Origin of the sequence: Gulosibacter sediminis, assembly GCF_023370115.1 — a bacterium.
Lineage (GTDB): Bacteria > Actinomycetota > Actinomycetes > Actinomycetales > Microbacteriaceae > Gulosibacter > Gulosibacter sediminis_A.
Map to the genome: position 1 here is coordinate 1,975,974 of NZ_CP097160.1, position 20,981 is coordinate 1,996,954.

At 69.4% G+C, this 20,981-nt stretch carries 17 protein-coding genes; 7 read left to right on the forward strand and 10 right to left on the reverse strand.

The window, feature by feature from the left end:
- The 6 genes from M3M28_RS09115 to M3M28_RS09140 form a co-directional block, all read right to left on the reverse strand.
- Positions 1 to 1,611, reverse strand: coding sequence for a bifunctional folylpolyglutamate synthase/dihydrofolate synthase (locus M3M28_RS09115; protein ID WP_249386159.1), 1,611 nt, complete (start codon positions 1,609 to 1,611; stop codon positions 1 to 3).
- Positions 1,608 to 4,865: an isoleucine--tRNA ligase gene (gene ileS, locus M3M28_RS09120; RefSeq protein WP_249386160.1), complete on the reverse strand. Its 3,258-nt coding sequence runs from the start codon at positions 4,863 to 4,865 to the stop codon at positions 1,608 to 1,610. The genes M3M28_RS09115 and ileS overlap by 4 nt, the downstream gene beginning before the upstream one ends.
- Positions 4,866 to 5,082: 217 nt before the next feature.
- Positions 5,083 to 5,913, reverse strand: coding sequence for a hypothetical protein (locus M3M28_RS09125; RefSeq protein ID WP_249386161.1), 831 nt, complete (start codon positions 5,911 to 5,913; stop codon positions 5,083 to 5,085).
- On the reverse strand, positions 5,910 to 6,563 hold the full coding sequence (locus M3M28_RS09130) for a LuxR C-terminal-related transcriptional regulator (protein WP_249386162.1): 654 nt from the start codon (positions 6,561 to 6,563) through the stop codon (positions 5,910 to 5,912). The genes M3M28_RS09125 and M3M28_RS09130 overlap by 4 nt, the downstream gene beginning before the upstream one ends.
- Entirely contained in the window at positions 6,551 to 7,801 is a 1,251-nt protein-coding gene (locus M3M28_RS09135) for a histidine kinase (RefSeq protein WP_249386163.1), read from the reverse strand. Before M3M28_RS09135 ends, M3M28_RS09130 begins: the two co-directional genes overlap by 13 nt.
- Positions 7,802 to 7,872: 71 nt before the next feature.
- Positions 7,873 to 8,388 (reverse strand): TetR/AcrR family transcriptional regulator, encoded by a 516-nt coding sequence (locus M3M28_RS09140; RefSeq protein ID WP_249386164.1) that lies wholly within the window; start codon positions 8,386 to 8,388, stop codon positions 7,873 to 7,875.
- A 73-nt stretch (positions 8,389 to 8,461) separates the two neighbouring features.
- Here M3M28_RS09140 and M3M28_RS09145 point away from each other — a divergent pair, with 73 nt between their 5' ends.
- The 7 genes from M3M28_RS09145 (at position 8,462) to M3M28_RS09175 (ending at position 16,642) form a co-directional block, all read left to right on the forward strand.
- Complete coding sequence (locus M3M28_RS09145; RefSeq protein ID WP_249386165.1) at positions 8,462 to 8,914, forward strand: hypothetical protein; 453 nt, start codon at positions 8,462 to 8,464, stop codon at positions 8,912 to 8,914.
- Positions 8,915 to 8,928: 14 nt separating this feature from the next.
- A complete protein-coding gene (locus tag M3M28_RS09150) occupies positions 8,929 to 9,402 on the forward strand; it encodes a hypothetical protein (RefSeq protein ID WP_249386166.1) in 474 nt (157 codons plus the stop codon).
- Between the two features lie 59 nt (positions 9,403 to 9,461).
- Entirely contained in the window at positions 9,462 to 11,099 is a 1,638-nt protein-coding gene (locus M3M28_RS09155; protein WP_249386167.1) for an ABC transporter substrate-binding protein, read from the forward strand.
- A 3-nt stretch (positions 11,100 to 11,102) separates the two neighbouring features.
- Positions 11,103 to 12,107, forward strand: a complete 1,005-nt coding sequence (locus tag M3M28_RS09160; protein WP_249386168.1) for an ABC transporter permease — start codon at positions 11,103 to 11,105, stop codon at positions 12,105 to 12,107.
- Positions 12,104 to 12,967, forward strand: coding sequence for an ABC transporter permease (locus M3M28_RS09165; protein ID WP_249386169.1), 864 nt, complete (start codon positions 12,104 to 12,106; stop codon positions 12,965 to 12,967). Before M3M28_RS09160 ends, M3M28_RS09165 begins: the two co-directional genes overlap by 4 nt.
- An 88-nt stretch (positions 12,968 to 13,055) precedes the next feature.
- On the forward strand, positions 13,056 to 14,657 hold the full coding sequence (locus M3M28_RS09170; protein WP_249386170.1) for an ATP-binding cassette domain-containing protein: 1,602 nt from the start codon (positions 13,056 to 13,058) through the stop codon (positions 14,655 to 14,657).
- A gap of 149 nt (positions 14,658 to 14,806) precedes the next feature.
- On the forward strand, positions 14,807 to 16,642 hold the full coding sequence (locus M3M28_RS09175) for a phosphoenolpyruvate carboxykinase (GTP) (protein ID WP_249386171.1): 1,836 nt from the start codon (positions 14,807 to 14,809) through the stop codon (positions 16,640 to 16,642).
- Between the two features lie 1,265 nt (positions 16,643 to 17,907).
- Here M3M28_RS09175 and M3M28_RS09180 read toward each other — a convergent pair.
- The 4 genes from M3M28_RS09180 to M3M28_RS09195 all read right to left on the reverse strand — a co-directional run bounded on the left by M3M28_RS09180 (position 17,908) and on the right by M3M28_RS09195 (position 20,980).
- Positions 17,908 to 19,389: an NCS2 family permease gene (locus tag M3M28_RS09180; protein ID WP_249386172.1), complete on the reverse strand. Its 1,482-nt coding sequence runs from the start codon at positions 19,387 to 19,389 to the stop codon at positions 17,908 to 17,910.
- A gap of 9 nt (positions 19,390 to 19,398) precedes the next feature.
- Complete coding sequence (locus M3M28_RS09185) at positions 19,399 to 19,539, reverse strand: hypothetical protein (protein WP_249386173.1); 141 nt, start codon at positions 19,537 to 19,539, stop codon at positions 19,399 to 19,401.
- 27 nt (positions 19,540 to 19,566) lie between these two features.
- Entirely contained in the window at positions 19,567 to 20,664 is a 1,098-nt protein-coding gene (locus tag M3M28_RS09190) for a Zn-dependent alcohol dehydrogenase (protein WP_249386174.1), read from the reverse strand.
- Positions 20,665 to 20,833: 169 nt separating this feature from the next.
- Positions 20,834 to 20,980: a hypothetical protein gene (locus M3M28_RS09195; RefSeq protein WP_249386175.1), complete on the reverse strand. Its 147-nt coding sequence runs from the start codon at positions 20,978 to 20,980 to the stop codon at positions 20,834 to 20,836.
- Between the last annotated feature and the right edge of the window lies 1 nt (position 20,981).

A 20,981-nucleotide genomic window follows, 5' to 3' on the forward strand; every position in this document is an offset into this window, starting at 1 on the left:
CTACTCCCCCGCGTCTTCCGGCGGCAACTTCCAGCCGCCCTCGTGGGCGAGCGTGTACGCCTCGCCGATGAGCGTGATCGAGCCGGTTACGAGCACGCCGGCTGACTGCGGCAGGCCGTGGTCGTCCTCGCCGAGTTCGAACGTCGCGGCCTCGGCGCGCGCCTGCAGCAGCGCATCCTCAGAGCGGTCGATGACGCGCACCTGCTTCTGCTCGGCGAGCTCCTCGCCGAGCACGTCGCGCACCATCTCGGCAAGATCGTAGGCGTCGATCGCGCGCGGCGAGTCGGATTGCGTCACGATGATGCGGTCGGCGATCGCCGCGAGCGGGCGCACGATGCCCTCGACGTTCTTGTCCTCGAGCACCGCGAGCACGAGCGTGAGTTGGTCGAAGGCGTACGTCTCGGTAACGGCCTGCGCGAGGTGCGCGGCTCCGTGCGGGTTGTGCGCGGCATCAATAATGACGGCCGGGGATGCGCCAACCAGCTCGAGCCGGCCGGGCGAGAGAGCCTCGGCGATGCCTGCCTCGACGTTCTCGGCGAGCAGCTCGCGCTCGCCGCCAAAGAATGCCTCGACCGCCGCGAGCGCGAGCGCCGCGTTGTGGGCCTGGTAGTCGCCCGCAATCGCGAGCGGCAGGTCGTCGTACTGCCCAGAGAGGCCCCGCACCGAGATGAGTCGGCCGCCGACTGCCATGTGATCGGCGGTCACAGCGAAGTCGGTGGGTTCGACGTAGAGCTTGGCCTCGAGCCGCTCGGCGGCCGCGGCGATTTCGGCGGCGGCCTCGGCAGGCTGCGCGGCCGACACGACCGAGGCGCCGGGCTTGATAATGCCCGACTTCGTGCGCGCGATCTCAGCGACGGTCGAGCCAAGCCGGCCGACGTGGTCGAGCGAGATCGGCGTGAACACCGAGACCGCACCGTCGGCAACGTTCGTCGAGTCCCACTCGCCGCCCATGCCGACCTCGACGACGGCGACGTCGACCGGTGCATCTGCGAAGCACGCGAACGCGAGCACGGTGAGGGCCTCGAACAACGTCAGCCGAACCTCGCCGGCCTCTTCGAGCTCGGCGTCGACGATCGAGAGGAACGGCTCGATGTCGCGCCAGTTCGCGACGAGTCGTTCGTCGGAAATCGGTGCGCCGTCAATGCCGATGCGCTCATTGAGCCGCACGAGGTGCGGGCTCGTGAGCACGCCGGTGCGCAGCCCGTGGGCGCGCAGCAGCGACTCGGTGATGCGCGCGGTCGACGACTTGCCGTTCGTGCCGGTGACGTGAATCATCGGCCACGCGCGGTGAATGTCGCCGAGCAGCTCGCACGCGCGGCGCGTGGGCGCGAGCCGCGGCTGCGGCTGGCCCTCGCCGACGCGCTCCATGAGCTCGTCGAACACGGCGTCGGCTTCCTCGCGCCAGTCGGTTTGCTCGAGTCGGCGGCGCTCCTCGGCCTCGCGGTCGCTGAGGCGCACCTCCTCGGCGGCAAAGTCGTCGGCGAAGTCGGTGTCGAAGTCGAGGCCGTCGTCGAACGGCGCCCCGCCGAGCAGCTTCGCGATGTCTTCGGCGGTCAGTTCTTCTTCGGGGAGGTTGTCGTCGGACTCGTCGCGATTGCGGTCATCGCTCATGCCTTCTCCAGTTCAATCTCGAGGGCGCCGTAGCTGTGCGCCACGGATGCGCGCGCCGGGTCGGGCGCGGCGCCGCCAGTGATCTCCAGGCTAGTAGCGAGCGTCTCGCCCGCGAGCAGATCGCGGTTCGCCTCGAGCGAAGCCACCGACGCGTCGTCGGCGCGCAGGCGCAGGCGGATGCGGTCGCTCACCTCGAGCCCGGCGGCCTTGCGGGCATCCTGCACCGCGCGCACGGCGTCGCGGGCCGTGCCCTCGGCCGCGAGCTCGCCGGTCACTTCGGCGTCGAGCACGAGGATGCCACCGTTCGGCAGCAGCCCGAGCACGTCGGTGCCCTGCGAGTCGGCGACCTGGAGGTCAACCTCGTACTCGTTCGGCTCAAGCGCGATGCCGCCGGCGACGACGTTGCCCCCGTCATCCTGTTGCCAGTCACCCGACTTCGAGCCCTTGATGGCCTGCTGCACGAGCTTGCCGATGCGGGGTCCTGCGGCGCGTGCGTTCACGCGCAGCACGCGCGAGACGCCGTAGGCAGCAGCGGCCTCGTCGGTGCGCGGCTGCAGCAGCACCTCGCGCACGTTGAGCTCGTCGGCGACGATCGACGCAAAGCCCTCGAGCTCGCCGGCGCGCTCGGTGAGCACGGTGAGGCGGTGCAGCGGCAGGCGCACGCGCAGCTGGTGCTGCTTGCGCAGGGCCTGGCCGGCCGAGACGATCTCGCGCACCGCATCCATCGACGACACGAGCTCGACGTCGGCGGGGAACGCCTCGGCGTCGGGCCAGTCTTCGAGGTGCACCGAGCGACCGCCCGTGAGCCCCTGCCAGATCGTCTCGGTGACGAACGGCGCGAGCGGCGCGGCGACGCGGCAGAGCGTCTCGAGCACGGTGTAGAGCGTGTCGAACGCATCACGGTTCGCCTCGGCGTTGTCGCCCTCGAGGCCCTCCCAGAAGCGGTCGCGCGAGCGGCGCACGTACCAGTTCGTCAGCACCTCGGCGAAGTCGCGCAGGCGCTGGGTGGCGTTCGAGGCGTCAAGCTCGTCGAGGTCGGCCTGCACGCCGCGCATCGTCTCGCCGAGCTTCGCGAGGATGTACCGGTCGAGCACGTGCTGCGAGTCGGTGCGCCACTGCGCCTCGTACCCGGGCGCATCCGGCCCGTTCGCGGTGTTCGCGTAGGTCGTGAAGAAGTAGTACGTCGACCACAGCGGCAGCAGGAACTGCCGCGTCGACTCGCGGATGCCCTCTTCGCTCACGATGAGGTTGCCGCCGCGCAGCACCGAGCTCGACATGAGGAACCAGCGCATCGCGTCGGAGCCGTCGCGGTCGAACACCTCGTTCACGTCGGGGTAGTTGCGCAGCGATTTCGACATCTTGCGGCCGTCGGAGCCGAGCACGATGCCGTGCGAGATGACGTTCGAGAACGCCGGGCGGTCGAACAGCGCCGTCGAGAGCACGTGCATCATGTAGAACCAGCCGCGCGTCTGCCCGATGTACTCGACGATGAAGTCGGCGGGCGAGTGCGTGTCGAACCACGGCCCGTTCTCGAACGGGTAGTGCACCTGCGCGAACGGCATCGAGCCCGAGTCGAACCACACGTCGAGCACATCGGGGATGCGACGCATCATCGACTTGCCGGTCGGGTCGTCGGGGTTCGGGCGCACGAGCTCGTCGATCGCGGGGCGGTGCAGGTCGGTCGGGCGCACGCCGAAGTCGCGCTCGAGCTCGTCGAGCGAGCCGTAGACGTCGACGCGCGGGTAGTTGTCGTCGTCGCTCTTCCACACCGGGATCGGCGAGCCCCAGTAGCGGTTGCGCGAGATCGACCAGTCGCGGGCGCCCTGGAGCCACTTGCCGAACTGGCCGTGCTTCACGTTCTCGGGCACCCAGGTGATGTCTTCGTTGAGCTCGACCATGCGGTCGCGGAACTCGGTGACCCGCACGAACCAGCTCGAGACCGCCTTGTAGATGAGCGGCTGCTTGCAGCGCCAGCAGTGCGGGTACGAGTGCACGTACGACTTCTGCTGCACGAGGCGGCCAAGTGCCTTGAGCTCCTGCACGAGCGGCTTGTTCGCGTCCTGCCAGTTCAGGCCGGCGACGAGTGGCACGTCGCCGAGGAACTTGCCGCCCGCGTCGAGCGAGAGGATGGTCGGGATGCCCGCGGCGTCGCCCAGCCGCTTGTCGTCCTCACCGTAGGCGGGCGCCTGGTGCACGATGCCGGTACCGTCGCTCGTCGTGACGTAGTCGTCGACGAGGAACTGCCAGGCATTCTCGGTGCCCCACTTCGCGGTGTCGGTGTAGAAATCGAAGAGCGGCTCGTAGGTGACGCCGGCGAGGTCGGCGCCGATCACGCGCGCGGTCGACGCGGCCACCGCATCCTCGGCCTTCTCGTAGCCGAGCTCCTTGAGGTAGGCGGGGATGCGCGCCTCGGCGAGCAGGTAGGTGGCCGAGCCGTCGGCGGTCGGCACCGCGAGGTAGACGATCTCGGGGCCGGCGGCGAGTGACGCGTTCGTCGGCAGGGTCCACGGCGTCGTCGTCCACGCGAGCGCCGCAACGCCCTCGAGTCCGAGCTCGGATGCGCGTGCGCCGGTGAGCGGGAACGACACGGTGACCGTGTTGTCCTGACGATCCTGGTAGACGTCGTCGTCCATGCGCAGCTCGTGGTTCGACAGCGGCGTCTCGTCGTTCCAGCAGTACGGCAGCACGCGGAAGCCCTCGTAGGCGAGGCCCTTGTCGTAGAGCTGCTTGAACGCCCAGATCACCGACTCCATGTAAGTGATGTTCAGCGTCTTGTAGCCGTTGTCGAAGTCGACCCAGCGACCCTGGCGCTCGACGTAGTCCTGCCACTCCTGCGTGTAGCGCAGCACCGATTCACGCGCCTCGCGGTTGAACTCCGCGACGCCCATCTCCTCGATCTCGTCCTTGGTGGTGATGCCGAGCTGCTTCATCGCCTCGAGTTCGGCGGGCAGCCCGTGGGTGTCCCAACCGAAGACGCGGTTGACCTGCTTGCCGCGCATCGTGTTGTAGCGCGGGAAGACGTCCTTCGCGTAGCCGGTAAGCAGGTGGCCGTAGTGCGGCAGGCCGTTCGCGAACGGCGGGCCGTCGTAGAACACCCATTCCTCGGCGCCCTCGCGCTGGTCAATCGACGCCTGGAAGGTGCCGTCGCTGCCCCAGAACTTGAGCACCTGCTGCTCGAGGTTCGGGAAGGAGGGCGAAGCGGGCACGTCGGCGCCGAACGCCGAGGCGGAGGACTTGGGATACGTCGCGCTCATGTGGGTGGTCTCCTGCAGATGACTGGTTTGTCAGGCCCAGGGGCGCTTTCGCGCGGTACCACCCCGATTGCAGCGTGCGCTGCCACTTCGTTACGGCTGTTTCGGGCCTACCCGTTCGGTTCTACTTGGCCGCGGGCGGCCGTTCTTCCGAAGACTCCCCGTTGATGGCGGATCATCGTCACTGGCGCCAAGTCTAGCCGCCGCCGGGCGGCAGCCGCTACCAGTACTCGTCGCCCCAGGCGAACGATTCCTCGGGCAGCCGCTCGGGAATCACGATGGCGTTCGGCGCCTCGGCATCGATCGTGTAGCCGACCTGCCCGAAGCGTTCGACGAGCCAGTCGGGGGCCGTGAGCGCGAGCGGCGTCGTCTCGGGCAGCCCCGCGACGGTGAGCAGGTTGGTGTCGAGTGCGGCGCGCTCGGGCGCGACGCCGTCGAAGTTCACGTCGAGCGAGTCGCCCGAGGCGGTGAGCGAGCCGATCTCGCCGCGGACGCTGAACGTCGCGGTGGGGCCGGCGAGCTCGAGGGTGCCGATGTCGCCCCGTACGTCGGCCCAGCTGGGGCCGGTCACCCGCACGCTCACGCGCTCGGCATCGGTGTCGAGCCAGAGGTTCGCCTCGTTCGACAGCGTCACGTCGATGTCGAGATCGGTCATGCTGCTCGGCAGCCGCAGCACGCCGGTCGCAAGGGCGTACCCTTCGTTCTGCCACGGCAGTGTCTCCTGCTCGAGCGAGGTGATGCGCAGCGTGCCTTCTTCCGAGGTGTCGACCCCGAAGGGGGCCTGCCCGTCGATGCCCGTGCCGTACACCTCGAGCGTCGGCCGCAAGATCTCCCTGTCGCGCTCAACCGAGAGCGTCGACACCGTGCCGAGTTCGAGCACGATGCGCTGGGCTACGGGCAACTCGACGGTGCTCGTGACGTCGAACTCGCGGGCCGCGCCGTAGGCGGTAAGACCCGCGACGGTTGCGCCAACGAGCACGATGGCGATGCCGACGGCGGCGAGGATGCGCGCGGCCCAGCCTGCGCGCGGGTGAACGGCGGGAGTCGTCATGGCTGCCTCGCTTCGACCTCGAGGTAGGTGAGCACGGCCTGCACCCGGCGGTTGCCCGCTCGGTCGGTCGAGAGGTCGAGCTTCTGGAAAATCTGCGCGCTGTATTTCTCGACCGCGCCGTTCGACACGAACAGCTGCGCCGCGATCTCGGCGTTCGAGCGGCCCTGCGCCATGAGCCCGAGCACCTCGCGCTCGCGGGGCGAGAGCGCCGCGAGCCGGTCGTCATTGGTGCGCCGCGCGAGCAGCTGGGCAATCACATCCTCGTCAAGCACGTGCTCGCCAGCATGGATGCGCTCGAGCGCGTCGAGGAACATGTCGATGTCGGCGACGCGATCTTTGAGCAGATAGCCGAGCCCGGCGCCGGGCTGGCGGATGAGCTCGGTCGCGTAGCGCTCCTCGACGTACTGCGAGAGCACGAGCACCGGGAAGCAGGGGCGCTCGCGCCGCAGTTCGAGCGCGGCGAGCACGCCCTCGTTCGTGAACGTCGGCGGCATGCGCACGTCGAGCACCGCAATGTCGGCGTCGGCCGCCGCCGCGGTGAGCCCGCGCGCATCCGACAGCGTCGCGACCACCTCGTGGCCGGCCTCGCGCAGCAGCCGCACGAGGCCCTCCCGCAGCAGCGCGTGATCTTCGCACACTACGACGCGCATGGCACCATCACCTCGATCTCGGTCGGGCCGCCCGCGGGGCTCGAAAACACCATCGAACCGCCGGCGGCCGCGACGCGTTCGCGCACGCCCTGCAGGCCGCCGCCCGGCGTGAGCAGCGCCCCGCCGCGCCCGTTGTCACGAATGTCGGCGCGCAGCCCGTGCTCGCTGCGCCAGATGCGCACGTCGATGTTCGTCGCGCCCGAATGCTTCATCGCGTTCGTCACCGATTCGGCGACGGCAAAGTAGACGACGAGCTCGGTCGTCACGTCGACGCGTTCGGTCACCTCGTTGACGAGCCGCACGGGCACCGCGCTCGACGAGACGAGCGCCGAGAGCGCGGCGTCGAGACCACGGTCGCTCAGGATCGCGGGGCGCATGCCCCGCACGAGCGCGCGGAGGTCGCCGATGCTCAGCTTCGTGGTGCGGATCGCCTCGTCGATGAGCTCCTCGGCGCCCTGCGCATCGCTCGCGAGCTTGCGCTTCGCGAGCGCGAGCGTCATCGCGACCGAGACGAGCTGCGGCTGCACGCCGTCGTGGAGGTCGCGCTCGAGGCGGCCCTGCTCGATGTCGGCCGCCGAAATCGCGTGCCGGCGGCGGTCACGCTCGGCGCGGGCGGCCTCGCGCAGCTCGGCCTCCTTCGACGGCACGAGCATCGCGCGGGTGAGGAGGGCGAACAGGGCGAGGATGCCGACGATGAGCGCAAGGCCGACGACGATCGCGCCGATCGCGATGCCGATGACGGTGCCGCGGTCAACGGGCACCGTGAACACCGCGACGAAGCCCGAGGGCTGCGCGAGCGCCCGCACGAGGTAGCCCACGCCGATGCCGACGGCGATCGCGAGCACGAGCACCGCGGTGCCCGTGAGCACGGCGACGACGGCGTTCGCGAAGCCCCACCAGTTGCGCGGGTCGGCGAACTGCGCGAGCGAGCTCGCCGACACCGAAAACTCGCTGCCGCCCCCGCCGCGGCGCACCGGATGCTCGGGTACGGCCAGGCCGTACGTCTCGCGCCCGAACCGCTCCTGCACCCGAGCCGCGCCGGCAATCACCCAGGGCGACGCGACCGCGATCACCGCGAGGAGCACGAGGGTCGCGGCGACGTAGGCAAACGTCGTGCCGATGGCCCAGCCGATCGATTGCGCGAGCACGAGCGCGGCGAACAGCACGCCGAGCACCACGGTGGCTTCGAGCACCAAGTGCCCTGCCGAGAGCAGCAAGCGCGCGGGCGTGATCTTCATGCCCGTAACGCTACGAGGCGCGGCGGGCGCCGCCAATGCGGTTTTCCCTACCTTCAGCGCAGCCGTGAGCGCTACTCGCCGCGCCACTGCGTGCCGAGCACCGCATCCATGCGCTCGGCGAGCGCGCCGCGGGTGACGCCGTCGCCCGCCCAGTCGACCACGACGAGCACGACTCCGAGCGCGCCCATCTCGGCGCGGATGCGCTCCCCCGCGCCCTGCGGATGCGGGGCGATGTGGCGCAGCAGCCGGCGCGCGCGGCTCAGGGCCGTCTCGGCGATGGCGTTCTGCGCGCCCATCGCCTCGGCGTGCGTGAGCGCGGCCGGTGGGCCCGCGAGCTGGAGCCGCTCGACGACGTCGACGAGCGAGGTGCCGGTCTCGGCCGCCTCATCGAAGGTCGACCAGAGCACGTCGGATTTCGCGGTGAAGTAGTTAAAGAAAGAGGAACGGCTCACACCCGCGCGCGTCGCGATGTCGTTCACCGAGATCGCGTCCCACCCCTGCTCGAGGGCAAGCTCGCCCGCGGCCTCTTCGAGCGTGACCCGACTCGAGGCGGCGGGGCGGCCGATGCGGCCCTTGCGCTGCGACATGCATGACTCCGTGTTCTCTCGTGTTCGTATGCGATGCTATCGGGCGCACCAGCATCACTTTTGGAGGATTTCCATGCGCAGCGTTCCCCGCGCGCTCACCGGCCTCGCGGCCGGTATCTCGCTGCTCGCCCTCACGGCCTGCGGTGCCGTCGGCCCCGAATCGGGTGGCGATCGCGAGACGACGCAGCAAGAGGTCGCGAGCGAGATCACCTGCGCGAACATCGGCAGCGAGCTCGAGCGCATCGGCAACGACCTCAGCGCGGCCGCCGAGTCGGCCCTCACCGACCCGCAGGGCTTCATCGCGGAACTCCAGCAGCTTTCCGACCGGGTGACGCAGCTCACCGACAGCACGACCGACCCCGAGCTGCGCACGCGCATGGAGGCGGTCGAGACCGCGATCGGCGAGCTCGTGGCGAGCGTGTCGAACGGCTCGGGCCTGAGCGATCTTGGCGAACTGCAGCAGCAGGCGCAGGAGGTCGGCGACGCCGTCACCGCGGTGAGCGACTACTGCAGCTCGGCGACATAGGAAGATAGGGAGCAATGTTTTCGTCTCGCCGCACCCTCACCGTCGCCGCCACCCTCGCCGCCGCCGCCACGCTGCTCGTCGGCTGCAATGTGTCGCCGCCCACCGGCGTCGTCGACGGCGGCACTGTGCCCCCGACGAGCACGCACCCAGCGCCGACCTCGGTCTCGTGCGCGACGATCGAGAGCGATCTCGCCTACGCGAACCAGATCGTGTCGGAGGCCGCGCAGAACTTCGGTGACGACCCTTACGCGACGCTCGACCGCATGCGCGTCGCGATCGGCTACATCGAAGACCTCCGCGATGTCGCCGAAGACGTCGAGCTCGAGGGGATGCTCAACGAAGTCGCGGTCGAGGGTGATGGCCTCGTCGACACGATCGAGCGCGTGATGGACAACGGCACAATTCTGCTCGAGTTCGACCAGATCGCCGACGGCGCGGACGCGGTCGAAGACCGCATCAACGACCTCGTCGACTACTGCCGGTTCTAACGCTCTGCGCGCAACCCGCCGTTTCTAAACACGGTCTACAAACGGCTAAGCTGGGAGTTATGCCTGCTCCTCTTCGGCGTGCGCTCGCCGTGGCAACGGGTCTCGCGCTTCTTGCGCCCCTTGCCGCCTGCTCCGCACAAGCCGCCACGACCACCCTCGTCTACGCCACCGGCCAGTCCGAGCCCGACTGTCTCGACCCGCACGTCGGCGGCAACTGGCCCCAGGCCGAGCTCGGCCACCAGGTTCTCGAGTCGCTGTTCGCCCGCGACGACCAGGGCGACATCGTGCCCTGGCTCGCCGAGTCATCGTCACTGAGCGACGACGGCCTCACGCTCACGGTGCCGCTCAAGCAGGGCATCGAGTTCTCCGACGGCACGCCGTTCGACGCGGATGCCGTGGTGGCGAACATGCAGCACGTGCGCGACCCCGACACGGCCTCGTCGACGGGCATCCTCGCCCTCGCGAAGGTCGACGAGATCGTCGCGACCGACGACCACACCGTCGAGTTCCGTCTCAACACCCCCGACTCGGCCCTCACCGCATCCCTCGCCCAGACCTGGCTCGCGATCATGTCGCCCGCCGGCCTCGACCGCGGGCAGGACGCGAACTGCGAAGACCCGATCGGCACCGGCTACTTCAAGGTCGACTCGTGGGAGCGCCAGAACCAGGTGACGCTCGTGCGCAACGAGACGCACCAGGCAAACATGCCGGGCGAGATTCTGCCCGACGAGGGCTCGCGCCTCGAGCGCCTCGAGTGGCGGTTCATCCCCGACGCCGCGACCCGCGCCGCCGCGCTGCAGGCGGGCCAGGTCGACGTGATCGACCAGGTACAGCCCGACACTCTGAGCCAGCTCAGCGACGAGGCGGGCTATGAGACCGTCGTCGCGGCGCGTCCCGGCACGACCGCGCGCATCGAGCTCAACTCGACCCGCGCGCCGTTCGATGACCCGAAGGTGCGCGAGGCGTTCGCGGTGTCGACCGACATCGACGCGGCCGTCGAGTCGCTCTACTTCGGCACGCTCGACCGGGCCTACTCGCCGCTTTCGTCGTCGCTGCCTGAGGCCGTCGACTCGTACGACGGCACCGATTTCTCGGCCGTGCTCGCGGCCGACCCCGACCGCGCAAACGAGCTGCTCGACGCGGCCGGCTACACCGAGCGCAACGACGACGGCATTCGCCTCAAGGACGGCGAACCGCTCACCGTCAGCTTCCCGCTCTCGACCAACCAGTCGATTCCGGCCGAGATCTCGCTCGTCGAGCAGGTCGCCGCGTCGGCGGCCGAGGTCGGCTTCGACGTGCAGATCGAACAACTCGATATCTCTTCCTGGTACGCCGCGAGCGGCGAGTGGGACTTCGACGCGATCATCGCGCCGTACTCGAAGTCGTCGGCCGACGTGCTGCGCATCGTCTACCACTCCGATGGCAACACCCCCGCGCCGAGTGGCTACCACGCGAACAACACGGGGCTCGCCGACCTCGACATCGACGCAATGCTCGACGAAGCCGGCTCGACGACCGATGAAACCGCCCGCGCCGAGCTCTACGCGCAGGTGCAGGCGTATCTCGTCGCGAACTACTATGTCGTGCCGCTCTACGACCAGACGGTGCAGTTCGCCTACCGCGACGCGGTGCAGGGTTTCCGCCTCGACCCGTCGCTCAACCTCGTCACGTTCACGAACGTCGTCATCGCCTCGTAGCACGTGACCGTCACCACGAACGCCCCGTCGGCGGCGCCCACCCGGGTGCCGCCGACGGGGCGTTCGTGGCGACGCATCGGCCTGCGGGTCGCCGGCCGGCTCGTCGCGGCCACGGTTGTCGTCTGGGCGGTCGTCACCTTTACCTTCTTCGCGGTGCGCGCCGTGCCCGGCGACCCGGTCACCGCGATCCTCGGCGGCCCCGGCTCGAATGCCTCCGAGGAGGCGATCGCGCAGGCGCGCGCCGACTTCGGGCTCGATCTGCCGCTTGGGCAGCAGTACCTCAACTACCTCGGCCAGCTGCTGCGCGGCGACCTCGGCGAGAGCTACCGGCTGCACCGCGACGTCGCCGACATCGTCGGCCAGCTCGTGCCGGGTACCCTCGCCCTCGCCTCCCTCGCGCTCGTGCTCGGCTGGGTCTTCGCGCTCGGCCTCGCCTGGTGGTCGGTGCGCGGCGGCCGCGGCTCGGCGCTCGCCGCCGACTTCATCGGCATCGTTGCCTCGGCGCTTCCCCACTTCTGGCTCGGCGCGCTGCTCATCTCTTTCCTCGCGACCGGCCTCGGCCTGCCCGTCGCGATCTCGGGCCCTGGTTTCGGCGGGCTCATCGTGCCCGCCCTCACGCTCGCGCTGCCGCTCGGCGGCTACCTCGCGCAGGTGATGCGGGATGCGCTGGTCGCAACGCTCGAAGAGCCGTATGTGCTCGCGGCTCGAGCCCGCGGCGAGACCCGGGCCGGCGTATTCCTGCGCCACCTGCTGCGACGCGCGGCGGTGCCTGCGATCGGCCTCACCGGCTGGGCGTTCGGCTCGCTCGTGTCGGGCGCCGTCGTCGTCGAGCAGCTGTTCGCACGCCCGGGACTCGGCCGCGCGCTCGTCGACGCGGTGCTCGCGCGCGACGTGCCGATGGTGCAGGGAGTGCTCATCGTCGTCGCCGTCGCCTACGTCGTCGTGACCCTCGTCACCGATGTGCTCGAGCGCGCCGTGATGCCGCCGGCGAAGGAGGCCCGCGCATGACCGTGCCCCCGATCACCGCGTCGCTGCCCGCCCAGCGGCAGCGCGCATCCGGCCGCGGCATGCGCGTCGGCATTCTGCTCTGCCTTATCATCGTCGCCTGGTACGTCGTCGCGGCGCTCGCGCCGCAGCTGCTCGCGCCCGGGAATCCGCTTGCGATCGACCCCACGCAGGCCTACCAGGCACCGAGCCTCGCGCATCCGTTTGGCACCGACGAATCGGGCCGCGACATCTATACCCGCGTCGTGCACGGCGCCGCCCGCTCGCTCACGATCGGCGTCGTCGCGACGGTGATCGGCCTCGCGCTCGGCACGCTGCTCGCGCTCATCGCGGCGTTCGGCGGCCGCATCGGCGACTGGCTCTCGACGCGGCTCATCGAGACGCTCTACGCCCTGCCGGGCATCCTGCTCGCGCTGCTGCTGCTCTCGCTCACGGGCCCCGGCGTCGTGCCCGCGACGATCGCCGTCGGCCTCGCGACCGCGCCCGGCTACGCCCGGATGCTCCGCTCGCAGCTGTTGCGCGTGCGCGAGTCGGGCTACGTCGAGGCCGACCGCATTCTCGGCCGCACCTGGGGCTGGCGGCTCTGGCACACCGTGCTGCCGAACGCGTTCGCACCGCTGTTCGCGCTCGCGACGCTCGGTGTCGGCCAGGCCGTCGTCTGGGCCGCCGCGCTGAGCTACTTGGGCCTCGGCGACCCGCCGCCGAGCGCCGAGTGGGGCGCCATGCTCAACGCCGGCGCGACGTACCTGCCCGCAGGTGGCTGGTGGATGTCGGTGTTCCCCGGCGCCGCGATCGCGCTCGTCGCCGTCACCGGCACGCTGCTCGGCCGGTTTGTTGAGGCCGAGGCGAGGAGATCGCGATGACGCTTGAAGTTCAAGGGCCGGGCGTCGGCGTTGGCGGGCTCGCCGGAGGCGGCGCGTTCGTCGCAGAGCACGACGCGAGGAGGCCGCGATGACACTCGAAGTTCAGGGCCTACGCATCGGCTTTGGCCGCGGCGCCGAAGCCCGCGACGTCGTGCGCGGCATCGACCTGCGCATCGAACGGGGCGAGGCGCTCGGCCTCATCGGCGCCTCGGGCTCGGGCAAATCGCTCACCGCGAAGGCGCTGCTCGGGCTCGTGACGCTGTCGGCGCCCGACGCCGGCGTGACCGCCGAGCGGCTGCGGCTCGGCGACACCGATCTGCTCGAGCTCCGCGAGCCCGGCTGGCAGCGGCTGCGCGGCCGCCGCGTCGGCCTCGTGCTGCAGGATGCGCTCGGATCGCTCGACCCCGCGCGCACGATCGGCGCCGAGCTCGCCACCGCGATCACCGCACACGACCGCCGCCTTAGCCGCGTCGCCGTGCACGAACGCTCGCTCGAGCTCCTGCGCCGCGTCGGCCTGCCCGAACCCGAGGTGCGGCTGCGTCAACGCGCCGTGCAGCTCTCGGGTGGCCAACGCCAGCGCGCGCTCATCGCCACCGCGATCGCGCACGAACCCGAGCTGCTCATCGCCGACGAGCCGACCACCGCGCTCGACGCGAGCGCCCGCCGCGAGCTGCTCGCCCTGCTGCGCGAGCTCGCCGACGCGGGTATGAGCATCCTGTTCGTCTCGCACGACCTCGCCTCGGTGCAGCTGCTCTGCGAGCGGGTCGCGGTGATCGACGCGGGCGAAATCGTCGAGACCGGGCCGACCGCGCGCATCCTCACCGCCCCGACCACGCCGCAGGCCCGCGCCCTCGTCGAGGCGCTCCCCCGGCCGCCCGAGGCCGGCGCCCCGGCCGAGACCGCACCTGTGCTGCAGGCCGAGCACGTCGCCCGGAGCTACGCCCGGCCCGACGGCACGCGCTTCACCGCGCTCGACGTCGACGCCCTCACGCTGCACCGCGGCGAGACGCTCGGCATCGTCGGCGCCTCGGGCTCGGGCAAGTCGACCCTCGCGCGCGAGCTGCTCGCGCTCGAGCCGCCCGAGCGGGCCGACGCGCGCATCCGCCTCGGTGAGTTCACCTGGCAGCCGGCGAGCGAGCGCGCCCGCCGCCCCGAGCGCCACCGCATCGGGCTCGTGTCGCAGGACCCCCTCGCGAGCTTTAACCCGCGGCTGCGCGCTGGCCAGATTCTCGCGGATGCGCGCAGCCGCGGCCGCTCGCGTCGCGTCGGCCGCCAGCGCGGCGAGCTCGTGCGGATGCTCGAAGAGGTCGGTCTCGGCGCCGAGCATCTCGAGGTGCGCCCGAGCCGAATGTCGGGCGGCGAGCGCCAGCGGCTCGCGATCGCGCGGGCGCTCGCGGCCGGCCCCGAGGTGCTCATCTGCGACGAGGCGGTGTCAGCGCTCGACGCGACCGTTCGTCGCCAAGTGCTCGATTTATTGCAACGCGTGCAAGAATCCAGACAACTTAGCGTCGTGTTCATCTCGCACGATCTCGACGTCGTCGGCGAAATCGCCGACCGGGTCGCGGTCGTCGAGGCGGGCTCAATCGTCGAATCCGGCCCCACCAGCGGTTTGTTTTCAGCCCCGAAACATCGCGCGACGCGCCGTCTGCTCGGGCTTGAGGCCTCGTCGAGAAACTACGACAGAACGTAGTTATCCTTGGACCGCTCGCCAACTCTTGTGTGCGATATGCGTGCAATACTGATTTGAACAACCTTCGCCCCGTGCCTCGCGCCCATAGTCGGGATAGCTGAGGCCATCAGGTGAAAAGCCCCAATCGGCCAAATGAAAGTTGCTTTGCCATGACGACCCATGCGCCAGTCACCGCCGCCGACATTGAACAGCTGTCGGCCAACCCAGAGGTCAACGAATGGGTGGTGAAGGTCGCTGAGCTCGCCAAGCCCGACCGCGTCGTTTGGGCGGATGGTTCGCAAGAGGAGTATGACCGCATCGCCGCGGAGCTCGTCGAGCAGGGTGTTTTGATCAAGCTCAACCCCGAGTTGCGCCCGAATTCGTATCTCGCGCGCTCCGACGCCGCCGACGTCGCCCGCGTCGAGAGCCGCACGTTCATCTGCTCCGAAAAGGAAGCGGACGCCGGCCCGACGAACAACTGGCGCGCGCCCGCCGAGATGCGTGCCGAGCTCGACGGCCTGCTCGACGGCTCGATGCGAGGCCGCACGATGTACGTCGTGCCCTTCGCGATGGGCCCCCTCGGCGGCAAGATCACGCAGTACGGCGTCGAGATTACCGACTCGCCCTACGTTGTGCTCTCGATGGCGCTCATGACCCGTTCGGGCACCGAGGCGCTCAGCTACATCAAGCCCGAGGGTGAATGGGTCAAGGCCCTGCACACGGTCGGCTACCCGCTCGTCAGCGCCGATGGCGTCGAGCGCGACGACGTCGTGTGGCCCTGCAACGACACGAAGTACATCACCCACTTCCCCGACGACCTCGAGATCATCTCGTACGGCTCGGGCTACGGCGGCAACGCGCTGCTCGGCAAGAAGTGCTTCGCGCTGCGCATCGCCTCGGTGATGGCCCGCGACGAGGGCTGGATGGCCGAGCACATGCTGCTCATTCAGGCCACGAGCCCCGAGGGCAAGAAGTACACCATCTCGGGCGCGTTCCCGTCGGCCACCGGCAAGACGAACCTCGCGATGATGCGCCCGAAGCTCGACGGCTGGAAGGTCGAGACCATCGGCGACGACATCGTCTGGATGCGCCCCGCCGAAGACGGCCGCCTCAACGCAATCAACCCCGAGTTCGGCTTCTTCGGCGTCGCCCCCGGCACCGGCTGGTCGACGAACCCGGTCGCGATGGAGACGATCCGCGAGAACGCGATCTTCACGAACGTCGCGCTCACCGACGACGGCGACGTGTGGTGGGAGGGCATGACCGACGAGGCGCCCGCGCACCTCACCGACTGGCAGGGCAACGGCTGGACCCCCGCATCCGACCTGCCCGCCGCGCACCCGAACGCGCGCTTCACCGTGCGCGCCGAGCAGTGCCCGACCATCTCGCCCGACTGGGAGGCCGCTGACGGCGTGCCGGTCGACATCATCCTGTTCGGTGGCCGCCGCCGCACCAACGTGCCGCTCGTCTACCGCTCGAAGAGCTGGGAGCACGGCTGCTTCCTTGGCGCGACGCTCGGCAGCGAGCAGACCGCCGCGGCCGAGGGCCCCGTGGGCGTGCTGCGCCGCGACCCCTTCGCCATGCAGCCCTTCACCGGCTACCACATGGGCGACTACTGGGCGCACTGGCTCGAGATGGGCGAGACGCTCGGCGACAAGGCGCCGGCGATCTTCCAGGTCAACTGGTTCCGCCGCGACCAGGACGGCAGCTTCCTCTGGCCGGGCTTCGGCGAAAACATCCGCGCCATCAAGTGGGCCATCGAGGCCCTCGAGGGCAAGGTCACCGCGGTCGAGACCCCGATCGGTCTGCTGCCCGAGATCTCCGACATCGACGTGAGCGGCCTCGACGTGAGCGACGAGCAGCTGCAGGCGCTCTTCGATGTGCCGGCCGCGGGCTGGGTCGAAGAGCTGCGCAAGACCGACGAGTACTTCGCGTCGATCGGCGACCGTGTGCCCGCGCAGCTGCACGAGCAGCTCAGCAAGGTGCGCGCCGGCTTCGACAGCTAGCTCTCGCAACGAAGAATCCCACCTGACCAGCCTCGGCTGCCGGGTGGGATTTTTTGTGGGCGCTTCGCGCGTTGCGGGGCGGTCGCCATTCGACGTGCGCCACGCGAGGCATAGGTGTTGCGTTTGGCCCCATTCCACGGCGAAATCAGCCCCCGAATGGGGCTAAACGCAACACCCATGACTTGGGGCGCGGCTGCGCGTGGCCGCGGGAGACGGGTCGGGATGCGCGAGGCCGGGAGGCGCGGAGCGGGAGGTCGGTGTGGGTCGGTGAGACGGAGCGGATGCGCTAGGCGATGAAGCGGGTGGCTTCGTCGCTCACGTCAATCGGGGGGTACCAGGTGAGTGCCGCCATTGGGATGGCGACGACGAGTTCTTCGCAGTACTCGTAGTCAACTTCGCCCATGATGCTTCCTCGGGTTCGGGGGTGGTGAGCTCGCGCCGTCGTGACGCGATCTGGGAATTGGATGCGCGCGGTGCGCGAAAAGTTCCCGACTCCCGAATTTCTCTTGAAGCTGCAGAGTTCGCATATCTCTAAGGATATGTACGCCGAGCAAACCTGAGGTAACGCGCCGCGCATCCCATCGCCCGACCGCCTCGCGGGGTGGCCGTTTGCCGGTGGTTAACCGAGCGCCCCGATCGGCCGAGGCGCGGGGTGGATCACCCGGCCGACACCGCTGGATGGAGTTCCCTGGGACGTGGTGAGCGTCGCAAGTCGACCAATACGTGCGGTCAGCGAATGAGCAATCCCGCTCGCCTTTGCCCGCTGGTAGCCTCGCGCGCGCTCGCGTTGCCCGTTCACGCCACCACCGCGCCAAGTGGCGCCGTTACCAACAAGTGGCGCCGTCACGATCGCGCCACTCGTCACTGACAGCGCCCCATCTCGTCATGCCCCATCGCTGACAGCGCCACCGCCACACACACACACACCATCGCTGAACGCGCCAGTTGTCGCTGAACGCGCCACCCGTCCCGCGACTGTCCCCAGCGCACAGCTGGGCGACGCCGCGAAGCAGATTGCGACCCCATTGCGCCGAGCAGTGGGGCGCGGTGACCCAGGTGTCCCATATACGCGACAGGGGGTATATATCCCTTCTGGTCGAATAGTGGGACAGTTGGGTCACAAAGCACGAATCAGCGCGCATCGGCCATGACGCGGCGGCGGAAGTGCCCCCCACTCCACACGGTCCACAACCTCACGCGAAAGAACGACTCGGCGAGCCGAGGCACAACCGGAGCGCATGTGCATCCGTGCCCGAGGCCCGCAGCTAACCGAGCAACGCCTCGATCGGCGAGCGCGCGAAGTAGATGACGAAGCCGGCGGCGACGATCCAGAGCAGCCAGTGGATCTCGCGGATCTTGCCTGCGAGGGCGTTGACGACGACGAAGGCGATGAAGCCGACCCCGATGCCGTTCGCGATCGAGTAGGTGAGCGGCATCGCGATGACGGTGAGGAACGCGGGCAGGGCGATCGAGAAGTCCTGCCAGTCGATGTCGGCGACCTGCACCATCATCATCGCGCCGACGATGACGAGCGCGGCCGAGCCGACCTCCATCGGCACGATGACCGCGAGCGGTGTGAAGAACATCGCGATGAGGAAGAGCGCGCCCGTGACGACCGACGCGAAGCCCGTGCGCGCGCCCTCGCCGATACCCGAGGCCGAGTCGACAAAGATCGTGTTCGACGAGCTCGAGGTGGCGCCGCCGACGACGGCGCCGAAACCCTCGATGATGAAGGCGTGGCGGATGCGCGGGAACGTGCCGTCGGCGTGCGCGAGGCCCGCGTTGCGCGCGAGGCCGGTCATGGCGCCCATCGCGTCGAAGAAGTTCATGAACACGAGCGTGAGCAGCAGCATGAGCGCCGCGACCGGGCCGAGTCGGGTGAAGGCGCCGACCGGGTCGACTGCGCCGACAAGGCTGAGGTCGGGCACGGCGACGAGCTGCTCGGGCAGGCTCGGCACGGTGAGGTGCCAGCCGCCGGGGTTGTCGGCGCCGGATGCGCCGAGGTGCCAGATCGCCTCGGCCGCGAGCGCGAGCACGGTGCCGATGACGATGCCGATGAGGATCGCACCGGGCACCTTACGGATGAGCAGCACCGCCATGATGAGCAGCGTGACAATGAACACGAGCGTCGGGATCGTCGAGATCGAACCCGAGAGGCCCAGCTGCACGGGCGGACCGCCCTCGGTGCGGGTGACGAAGCCCGAGTTCACGAGGCCGACGAACGCGATGAACATGCCGATGCCGACGGTGATCGCCGACTTCAGGCCCGCGGGCACCGCGTTGAAGATCGCCGTGCGCGCGCCGGTCGCCCCGAGGATGACGATGACGACACCGTTGAGCAGCACGAGGCCCATCGCCTCGGGCCAGGTGATCTGCTGCACCATCGACACCGCGAGGAACGAGTTGATGCCGAGGCCCGCCGCGAGCGCGAACGGCAGGTTCGCGACGAAGCCGAACACGATCGTGAGCAGGCCCGCCGCGAGCGCGGTCGTCGACGCGACCTGAATCGAGTCGAGCACGCCGCCCTCGAGGTCGGCCGAGGCCGCGCCGCCGAGCACGAGCGGGTTGAGCACGAGGATGTACGAGATGGTGACGAAGGTCACCAGGCCGCCGCGCAGCTCGCGGCCCATGGTCGTGCCGCGGCCCGAGAAGTTGAAGATGCGCTCGAGCCAGCCGGGCGCTCCGGATGCGGGCGCCGGGCTCGCGGCGGGGGTGGCAGATTCGTCGGTGACAGATCGCTTACTCACGCGTCGAGCTTAGTCACCGACGCACGCGAGCGGCGGCGGATGCGCGAGTTGCGCATCCGCCCCCGGGTGGTGGTTCGCGGTTGGGTCGTCGTTGCGGATGGTGGTGGCAGGTGCGGGCGGCGAGCGGCCCGGGGTGCGCGGGGTGCGCATCCGGCCGCTCCCGCGAGGCGCAGGCGCCTAGTCGAAGACAATCACGCTGCGCGCGATCTTGCCGCCCTCGAGTTCGGCGTAGCCCTCGTTGATGTCATCGAGGCGGATCGTCTTCGAGACGAGGTCGTCAAGGTTGAAGCGGCCCTGCTGGTAGAGGTCGGCGTAGAGCGGGATGTCGCGCTTCGAGTTCGTCGAGCCCATGTAGACGCCCTGGTACTTGCGCTGCTGCATGAGGATGTCGACGAAGGGATCGATCTCGAGCTGCTTGCCGATCGGGATCATGCCGATCTGGTAGGCGCCGCCGCCAACGCCGAGGATCTTGATGGCCTGTTCGGCGGTGGGCTTGAGGCCGATGACCTCGAAGGCGTGGTCAACGCCGCTCGACTGGGTGATTTCACGCACCGCTGCGACGACGTCGTCCACCTCGTTCGGGTTAATCGTGTCGGTCGCGCCGAAGGTCTTCGCGAGTTCGAGCTTTTCGGGCTGCAGGTCGATCGCGATGATCTTGTGCGCCCCCGCGAGCCGCGCGCCCTGCACGGCGTTGAGGCCGACGCCGCCGCAGCCGATGACCGCCACAGTGTCGCCGACGCGCACGCTCGCGGTGTTGATCGCGGCACCCGCGCCCGTGACAACGCCGCAGCCGAGCAGGCACGCCTTTTCGAACGGGATGTCCTTCGTGACGCGCACGACGCAGTTCTCGTGCACGAGGGCCTGCTCGGCGAAGCCGGAGAGCTCTGAGAACTGGGTGACGACCTCGCCGTTGCGGCTGAGGCGCGGCGGTTCGCCCTCTGCGCGACGCGTCTCTTCGGGATGCTCGCACTGATACGGCTTGCCGGCCGCGCAGTTGCGGCAGTGGCCGCAGAACGCGACGAGGCAGCCGACGACGTGGTCGCCGACCGAGATTTCTTTGACGTCGGGGCCAATTTTCGTGACGACGCCGGCGAGTTCGTGACCGAGCACGGTTGGCATCGGGAAGCCGAAGTCGTGGGTGCGGATGTGCGCGTCGCTGTGGCACAAGCCGCAGGCTTTGACATCGATGAGTACTTCGCGACCGATCGGATCGGCGATGTCGACGTCTTCAATAACGAAGTCCTGGCCGACTCCGTTGAGTACCGCTGCCTTCATGGGAGAGCTCCTTTGCACTCGAATCTGCCAATGCCTCGGGCGTCGTCGTTGACGCGCGAGCACATAAGCGATGTCTTAGGACACTATTTGACACCCGTGATTTAACCAACAGGTGGCGTTGAGACTCGGCAAGTCCTCAGCTTCGGGCCGCGCGCGGCACCGCGAACCGCTACCGCAGCTCGCCCCACCACACCGGCAGGCAGGCGGCGACGGCGTCGGCAAACTCCGCATCCGACAGATCGTCCCGGTGCAGCCACACCCCGATGCCGCCCAGCACCGCGTTGCCGATGCAGGCCGACGCGATCTCCGCATCCACC

What these genes read in the sequence shown, in the direction of transcription:
- M3M28_RS09175 (WP_249386171.1), top strand. Translation starts at nt 14,807, where the DNA reads ATGACGACCCATGCGCCAGTCACCGCCGCCGACATTGAACAGCTGTCG.
- M3M28_RS09125 (WP_249386161.1), bottom strand. Translation starts at nt 5,913, where the DNA reads ATGACGACTCCCGCCGTTCACCCGCGCGCAGGCTGGGCCGCGCGCATC.
- M3M28_RS09130 (WP_249386162.1), bottom strand. Translation starts at nt 6,563, where the DNA reads ATGCGCGTCGTAGTGTGCGAAGATCACGCGCTGCTGCGGGAGGGCCTC.
- M3M28_RS09135 (WP_249386163.1), bottom strand. Translation starts at nt 7,801, where the DNA reads ATGAAGATCACGCCCGCGCGCTTGCTGCTCTCGGCAGGGCACTTGGTG.
- M3M28_RS09185 (WP_249386173.1), bottom strand. Translation starts at nt 19,539, where the DNA reads ATGCGCACCCCGCGCACCCCGGGCCGCTCGCCGCCCGCACCTGCCACC.
- M3M28_RS09190 (WP_249386174.1), bottom strand. Translation starts at nt 20,664, where the DNA reads ATGAAGGCAGCGGTACTCAACGGAGTCGGCCAGGACTTCGTTATTGAA.
- M3M28_RS09155 (WP_249386167.1), top strand. Translation starts at nt 9,462, where the DNA reads ATGCCTGCTCCTCTTCGGCGTGCGCTCGCCGTGGCAACGGGTCTCGCG.
- M3M28_RS09115 (WP_249386159.1), bottom strand. Translation starts at nt 1,611, where the DNA reads ATGAGCGATGACCGCAATCGCGACGAGTCCGACGACAACCTCCCCGAA.
- M3M28_RS09150 (WP_249386166.1), top strand. Translation starts at nt 8,929, where the DNA reads ATGTTTTCGTCTCGCCGCACCCTCACCGTCGCCGCCACCCTCGCCGCC.
- M3M28_RS09140 (WP_249386164.1), bottom strand. Translation starts at nt 8,388, where the DNA reads ATGTCGCAGCGCAAGGGCCGCATCGGCCGCCCCGCCGCCTCGAGTCGG.
- ileS (WP_249386160.1), bottom strand. Translation starts at nt 4,865, where the DNA reads ATGAGCGCGACGTATCCCAAGTCCTCCGCCTCGGCGTTCGGCGCCGAC.
- M3M28_RS09170 (WP_249386170.1), top strand. Translation starts at nt 13,056, where the DNA reads ATGACACTCGAAGTTCAGGGCCTACGCATCGGCTTTGGCCGCGGCGCC.
- M3M28_RS09145 (WP_249386165.1), top strand. Translation starts at nt 8,462, where the DNA reads ATGCGCAGCGTTCCCCGCGCGCTCACCGGCCTCGCGGCCGGTATCTCG.
- M3M28_RS09165 (WP_249386169.1), top strand. Translation starts at nt 12,104, where the DNA reads ATGACCGTGCCCCCGATCACCGCGTCGCTGCCCGCCCAGCGGCAGCGC.